This window comes from Pseudomonas sp. B6(2017) (assembly GCF_002112765.1).
Taxonomy (GTDB): Bacteria; Pseudomonadota; Gammaproteobacteria; order Pseudomonadales; family Pseudomonadaceae; genus Aquipseudomonas; species Aquipseudomonas piscis.
Genome location: NZ_NEIQ01000021.1, coordinates 109,520 through 115,775, shown reverse-complemented (window position 1 = coordinate 115,775; position 6,256 = coordinate 109,520). Strand labels below are relative to the sequence as shown.

Genomic DNA, 6,256 nt, shown 5'->3' with positions numbered 1-6,256 from the left:
AAGGATCCGGGGCTCGATGGCCTGGACCAGGAGGCGGTGCAGGTGTTTTCCAGCCTGGCGGCCGCTCGCGGCGAACCCTGGATCAGCCGCTTCGACCCCAGGCAGTTGCAGCACTGGCTGCTGGAGCTGGGGTTTGCCGAGGCGTTACTGGTCGCACCGGCCGAGCTGGAGCAACGTTACTTCGCCGGGCGCACGGACCGCCTGCGGGCACCGGTCTTCGAACAACTGGTGATCGCGCGGGTATAGGGCCGGCGAGTGGTCGTCAGGGGCGGTAGATGCTCTTGAGGGTGGCGATGATCTTTGCCACGTCGGGATTGTCGATGCGGTAGTACAGGGTCTGGGCTTCGCGGCGGAAGGCCACCAGGCCTTCCTCGCGCATCTTCGCCAGGTGCTGGGACAGGGCCGACTGGCTCAGCGTGATGCGCTGCAGCAGGCCACCCACGGTGATTTCCCCATGCTCGATCAGCAGGCACAGCACCTGCAGGCGGTATTCATTGCTGATTGCGCGCAGCAGAGTGGCGGCTTTCTGCGCGCCTTCGACGAGAAAGCGCTCGTCGTCGCCAATGGGTTCTGGAGTCATGGGGACAGGTAATCCATTAAATTAGTAATTGCTAATTTAGATAATTCTAATATTATGGTTCGGGCTCAAGGCCACCGGAGCGTCGTGAGCCTGCCAGCACCTTGAGTGCTGTGCAAACCCCGCCATTATCCATCAATCAGGAAGGTCCAGAGTGAATATGCCCACTTGGGTCCTGTTGGCATTTGCCGGCTGGACGTTGCTCATCTTGTTCGGCACGGTCGGCGTCTATCGCTGGTCGCGCATCCTGACCGGTCGCGCCACGGTGAGCGAGTGGCAGCCGGACAAGCCCCAGGGCAGCCATTGGTACCAGCGGGCCATGGCTGCACACCGCAATTGCGTGGAGAACCTGCCGGTGTATGGCGCCATCGTGCTGGCGATCCATGTATCGGCCGTCACCAGCGGCGCCCTGGACGGCCTGGCACTGCTGATGCTGGCTGCGCGCATGGCCCAGAGCCTGGTGCATATCTGCCTGCCACAGACCGACAAGGTCGCCAGCTGGCGTTTCGCGTTCTTCTTCACGCAGATCCTGGCCATGATCGGCATGGGCGTGCTGGTGGCCAGTCACGCTTGATCAGGTGCCGGACGCTCGTTGGGCGGCATGCCGAACCTCGAACGTAGCGCCCAGCCATCCGGACACCCTCAGCCGGGACGGTAGCGTCCTTGTTCGTCCTGCTGCACCCGGCCGGCCTGCTGCAGCTCGGCCAGGTGCTGGGCAATGGTGCGCCGTTCGGCGCTCGCCACCCAGGGCGCGGTGTGTCCCGGTGGGTACAGCAGCCCGCGTTGCACCAGTTGTTCGAGTGCTTGTGGTTGCTCGTCGAGCCAGGCCAGGAGCCGGTTTTCACGCTCATCGAGCTTGCTGGCGAACGCCGACAGGGCATTGAGGAAACTGTCACGATCGGTGTAGACGCCCCGGTGGTGCGAAGTGACCCAGACCCTGGCCGGGATATCCGGCAAGCGCTGCAGGCTGCGGCGAAAATCCCCCAGGTTGGATGTGGCGTCGCCGTAGTAGGGGCCGAAGCCGGTCAAGTCGATGTCGCCGATGAAGGCCACGCCCTCGGGCTCGACCAAAAGCACCGTATGGCCGGCGGTATGCCCGGGCATATGGAAGGCGCGGACCCTGGAGCGTCCCAGTTCCCAGCAGGAGCCGTCCTGGTAGCCCTGGGCATCCGGGCGCGGGGCGTAGAAGAACTGTCCCTGCAAGTACTCGAGCATGACCCGGGCCTGTTCCGGGTGACTGATCCCGAACGCCGCCGCCAGGCCCTCCCAGCTCCGGGCCGCGGCCAGGTCTGCCTGGTGGACGTGGACGCTGGCTCGGGGCAGGCGATGCAGGCCGGCCATGTGGTCCTCGTGGACATGGCCCAGGACCACCAACTCGGTGGCATCGAACCAGGGGCCGATGCAGTTGGCGACGATGGGGGTATCGAAGGCCGCCAGGGTGTCCGTCCCGCGGATCATCACTTGGTTGCCGTCCGGGTACTTGCCGTGGCGCTTGCCGAAGAACACCGAGACCCGGCCGAAATCCAGGCGTTCGATTCCGGGGGATGAAGCTTCGCCACCATGGGCTGATCGCATGTGTGCCTCGCTTGTGCCAAGTTCGGATAACCCTCGCCACTATAATCGTGTGCCTGCATTCGCCGGCTTGCAGAAGCAAGATTCGCTGGTTGAATGCCGCGGGATTCGCAGGAGTTGACTCTGGAATCGACATGCACACCGGTGCTAGAGTGCGCCGCAGCGCCGCTTCCATGGCGCGTTCAACCACCTGCCCGGGGACGACCCCGGGGCCAGGATCGACATGCGGGACGGCCCGAAGCTTCTGAGCAAGCCCCCATGGCCAGCGTCCCCGCTACTTTTCCCTGCCTGCTCCATCCCTTGTGCTGCGCACGAGCCTCTTCGTCATGCCGCGCGGTTGCTGCGTGCCTGCGCCCAGGCCCGGCGTGGCTTACCCGCCGGCGCCCCCTGCAACGCCGGACAGGGGCGTGCCAGCCAGTGATTCACCGCGAACCGGAACCTGCCATGGCCTGGGCTATGTTCCTTGTGCAATGAACCGAAGATGAGACCGACATGAGCGAACTTTCCCGAGTAGTGCCGTTGTCCACAGTCCTGCGCCTGGCCGGCTCCTGGCTGGTGGTGGGCCTGTTCTTTTTCCAGGGGAGCGAGCTGCTGGCCGCGCCCCTGCAGCCACTGACCGCCAGCTGGGTATTCTTGCTGCTGTTCTGCACCATCCTCGCCGCTGCGTTCGGCGTGGTGCATGAGGCCGACCACCTGGCCCGGCAACTGGGCGAACCCTACGGCACGTTGATCCTGACCCTGTCCATCGTTTCGATCGAAGTGATATTGATCGCCTCCATGCTCCTGGGCCCGGGGGAGCTGCCGACCATCGGCAGGGATTCGATATTCGCGGTGATGATGATCATCATGAACCTGGTCATCGGCCTGTGCCTGGTGGCTGGAGCTGCGCGCAACGGCGAGCAGGAATACAACGCCCAGGGCGCAGGTTCCTACATCTCGATGATCGTGCTGCTCACCGGCATCGCCTTGCTGCTGCCGAACTTCACTTCCGGGGCCGGTGAGTTCAGCGCCACCCAGGCCATGGGAGTCTCGGCCATCACGGTGTTGTTGTACGGTGCTTTCCTGTGGTTGCAGGTGGGCAGCCACCGGCGATTTTTCGTCCAGCCGCCGGCCGGTAGCCTGCACCTTCCCCAGGCGCAAGCTGGCACCGAGACCGACGTGCAGCCGCCGGCCAATCGCCGGGAAATGCTGCTGCGCACCCTGGTCTTGCTTGGGCTCATCTTGCCCATCGTTTTGCTGGCCCATTACCTGGCGGTGGTCACCGACTACGGCATCGCCCAGGCCGGGGCGCCGGTGGCGGTTGGCGGCGTGCTGATCGCGATCATCGTCTTCACCCCCGAGTCGATCACGGCGATCAAGGCCGCCTGCAACAATGAAATGCAGCGCACCCTGAACCTGTGCCTGGGCGCCTTCGTTTCCACCGTGGGGCTGACGGTGCCGGCGGTGCTGGTGATCGGCTTGATCACCCAAAAGCAGGTGATCATGGGGCTGTCGGCTGCCGAGATGCTGCTGTTCGCCATCACCGTCGGGCTCACCCTGGTGAGCTTCGGCGGCCAGCGCACCTCGCCGCTCCAGGGGTTCATGCATTTGGCAGTGTTCGCGGTATTCGGCCTGTTGCTTTTCTATCCTTGAGCAGGACGGGCGAGCCGGGCTTGCCCCTTGACCCTGAACCGGGCTTGAAGGTTAGCGTCGCAGCCAGATCGAGGAGGGCAGCGTGCCGCCTCGCCCAACCCTGCCAGGAGCCGCACCATGAATGAACGATCCAGCCCAGCCGAACCGATGCAATGGATGATCTACGGCGCCTATGGCTACACCGGCGAGCTGATCGCCCGCGAAGCGCACCAGCGCGGCTTGCGCCCGGTGCTGGCCGGACGCAGTCGCGACAAGGTCGAGCCGCTGGCCCGGGAGCTGGGCCTGGAGGCCCGGATCTTCGGGCTCGATGAACCGCAACTGGCGGCCCGCATCCAGGACATGGACCTGGTCCTGCATTGCGCCGGGCCGTTCTCGGCCACCGCCGCGCCGATGATGCAGGCCTGCCTGGATGCCAAGGCGCACTACCTGGACATCACCGGCGAGATCACGGTCTTCGAACATGCCCAGGCCCTGGACTTGCGCGCTCGGGAGGCCGGGGTGGTGATCTGCCCGGGCGTGGGCTTCGACGTGATCCCCACCGACTGCGTCGCCGCCGCGCTCAAGGCGGCACTGCCCGACGCCACGCACCTGGCCCTGGGTTTCGACTCGCGTTCGAGCTTCTCGCCCGGCACGGCCAAGACCTCGGTGGAAGGCATGGCCCAGGGTGGCAAGGTGCGGCGCGACGGCAAGATCGTCACGGTGCCGCTGGCCTACCAGGTGCGGCGCATCGATTTCGGCGCCGGTGAAAAGCTCGCCATGACCATTCCCTGGGGCGACGTATCCACCGCCTACCACACCACCGGCATTGCCAATATCGAGGTCTTCCTCCCCGGGTCGGCCGGGATGATCCGTGGTGCCAGGTGGGCCAACCTGGTCCGTCCGCTGCTGGGCCTGGCCTGGGTGCAGAAGCGCCTCAAGGCGCATATCGGCAAGACCGTGACCGGCCCGGACGATGCCAAGCGGGCCGACCAGGGCACCTATGTATGGGGCGAGGCGCGCAATGCCCAGGGCCAGCGCAAGGTGGCCCGGGTGCACACCGCCAATGTCTACAGCCTGACCGTCAGTGGCGCCCTGGCAGTGGTCGAGTACCTGGCGGGCGAGCGCCCCCCAGCGGGCGCGTACACCCCGGCGAAGTTGCTCGGGGCCGGGCTGGTCAGCAGCCTGCCGGGTTCGGGCCAGATGCGCATCGAGTGATCGGTGACCACCGGGACCGCCGTCTTGGCGGTCGGTCCCGGTCACCTCAGGACACCCGGGATCAGTGACTATCGTTCAGGCTGGCCAGGGGCTTGGGGGCATAGAGCGCGCTCTGGAACTCGGGTACGTACTCGTATTTCACCAACTTGCCCAGTTGCAGCGAACGCAGGTAGTCGGACAGGCTGCCTTGCCCGAGGATCAGGCGCGCGGCGTCGGCGCTGCTGCTGGAGGCATGGCTGGTCTGGCGCGAGGTGGCGTAGCCGTAGGCCAACTGGCCGTTGTGGTCGAGGTTGGTGAAGCTGTTGGTCACCATGCCGACGTCGTGGGACAGGTCCGCAAGCTTGCTGCCCTTGAAGATCACGTCGACGTTGCCGGTCTGGCTGTCGATGATGTCGTAGGACAGGCTCTGGGCTTCCTCGCGGCGGTTGATGTCGGTCAGCCACTTGGGCAGGTTGTAGCCCACCACGCCACGCACCCGGGCCAGTTCGGTGTTCACCGGCAGCTTGAGCACGTAGCCCCAGAAGTCCTTGGAGATGGACTGGCCGACCAGGGTCAGGGGGCCGAGGTTGGACTTGCCCGGCTTGTTGGTGATGATCGACAAGGCAATTTCGTTGTAGCTGTCGTTGTCGCAGTAGTCGTAGGTGTAGGCGGTGAAGGCCACCAACCCGCGACCAGGCCAGACCTGCAGCGGCTGGACCTGGGCCAGCACCTCGGCCGGGATCAGCTCGCGCAAGCGTGCCAGGTCAGCGGTATAGACCGCGGTGATACGGCTGTTCTTGTAGTAGAAGTTCGGCGAGTAGGACTCGAAGCCCATGTCGACCCGGGTCTTGGCCAGTTGCTTGAACCAGCTCAGGTCCATGCCCGGTGCCTCGGCCTCGATCACCGACAGCGGCGGGTTGGAGCGATAGCGGTCGTACAGGCCGCCCTTGAGCACCGGCACCGGATGGCCGGCGATATCGATCATCGTGGTTTCGGCATGGCCCGTGGCGTCCGCCAGCACGGGACTTGCCAGGGGGGCCAGGAGTGCGCCGGCCATTGCGGTGACAGTTGCAAGTTTCACGTTCCAGTTCTCCAGAGAGTGCATCACGCTGATGAATACCCCGGGCAAGGCCGGCGTCTGTTCGCTCGATACCGGCCGGGGTGGGTAAACCCTAACGTTCAACTTAACCTTAATGTCAAGCAGGCAAATGACGGCGCTGCCGCGTGACCGGGGCGGCGTCCACCCAGCCTGCCTGCCGGGCGTTTGCGAGCCTGGTGGACTAACCTTTTGCCAGTCCCGGC

7 protein-coding genes are annotated in these 6,256 nt (G+C 65.2%); 4 read left to right on the top strand and 3 right to left on the bottom strand.

The features are described 5' to 3' along the window. Positions 1-246 (top strand): hypothetical protein (locus tag CAG11_RS33690; protein ID WP_218191892.1); only part of this gene is annotated, 246 nt, incomplete at its 5' end. A 16-nt stretch (positions 247-262) separates the two neighbouring features. On the opposite strand, the gene CAG11_RS28420 is transcribed toward CAG11_RS33690, so the two are convergent. Beyond that, the gene (locus tag CAG11_RS28420; protein ID WP_022640972.1) at positions 263-580 is read right to left on the bottom strand and encodes a metalloregulator ArsR/SmtB family transcription factor; all 318 of its coding nucleotides are present in this window, start codon (positions 578-580) and stop codon (positions 263-265) included. Between the two features lie 157 nt (positions 581-737). On the opposite strand from CAG11_RS28420, the gene CAG11_RS28415 reads away from it, so the two are divergent. Beyond that, a complete protein-coding gene (locus CAG11_RS28415; RefSeq protein ID WP_256578751.1) occupies positions 738-1,151 on the top strand; it encodes an MAPEG family protein in 414 nt (137 codons plus the stop codon). 68 nt (positions 1,152-1,219) lie between these two features. Here the strand turns inward: CAG11_RS28415 and CAG11_RS28410 are convergent, their stop codons facing one another. Further along, complete coding sequence (locus CAG11_RS28410) at positions 1,220-2,152, bottom strand: MBL fold metallo-hydrolase (RefSeq protein ID WP_085599411.1); 933 nt, start codon at positions 2,150-2,152, stop codon at positions 1,220-1,222. A 489-nt stretch (positions 2,153-2,641) separates the two neighbouring features. On the opposite strand from CAG11_RS28410, the gene CAG11_RS28405 reads away from it, so the two are divergent. Then, on the top strand, positions 2,642-3,781 hold the full coding sequence (locus CAG11_RS28405; protein ID WP_053129787.1) for a calcium:proton antiporter: 1,140 nt from the start codon (positions 2,642-2,644) through the stop codon (positions 3,779-3,781). A 117-nt stretch (positions 3,782-3,898) separates the two neighbouring features. Next, positions 3,899-4,975, top strand: coding sequence for a trans-acting enoyl reductase family protein (locus CAG11_RS28400; RefSeq protein WP_085599409.1), 1,077 nt, complete (start codon positions 3,899-3,901; stop codon positions 4,973-4,975). Positions 4,976-5,036: 61 nt separating this feature from the next. Here CAG11_RS28400 and CAG11_RS28395 read toward each other — a convergent pair whose 3' ends face one another. Then, the gene (locus tag CAG11_RS28395) at positions 5,037-6,035 is read right to left on the bottom strand and encodes an acetoacetate decarboxylase (ADC) (protein ID WP_085599407.1); all 999 of its coding nucleotides are present in this window, start codon (positions 6,033-6,035) and stop codon (positions 5,037-5,039) included. Positions 6,036-6,256 lie beyond the last annotated feature (221 nt).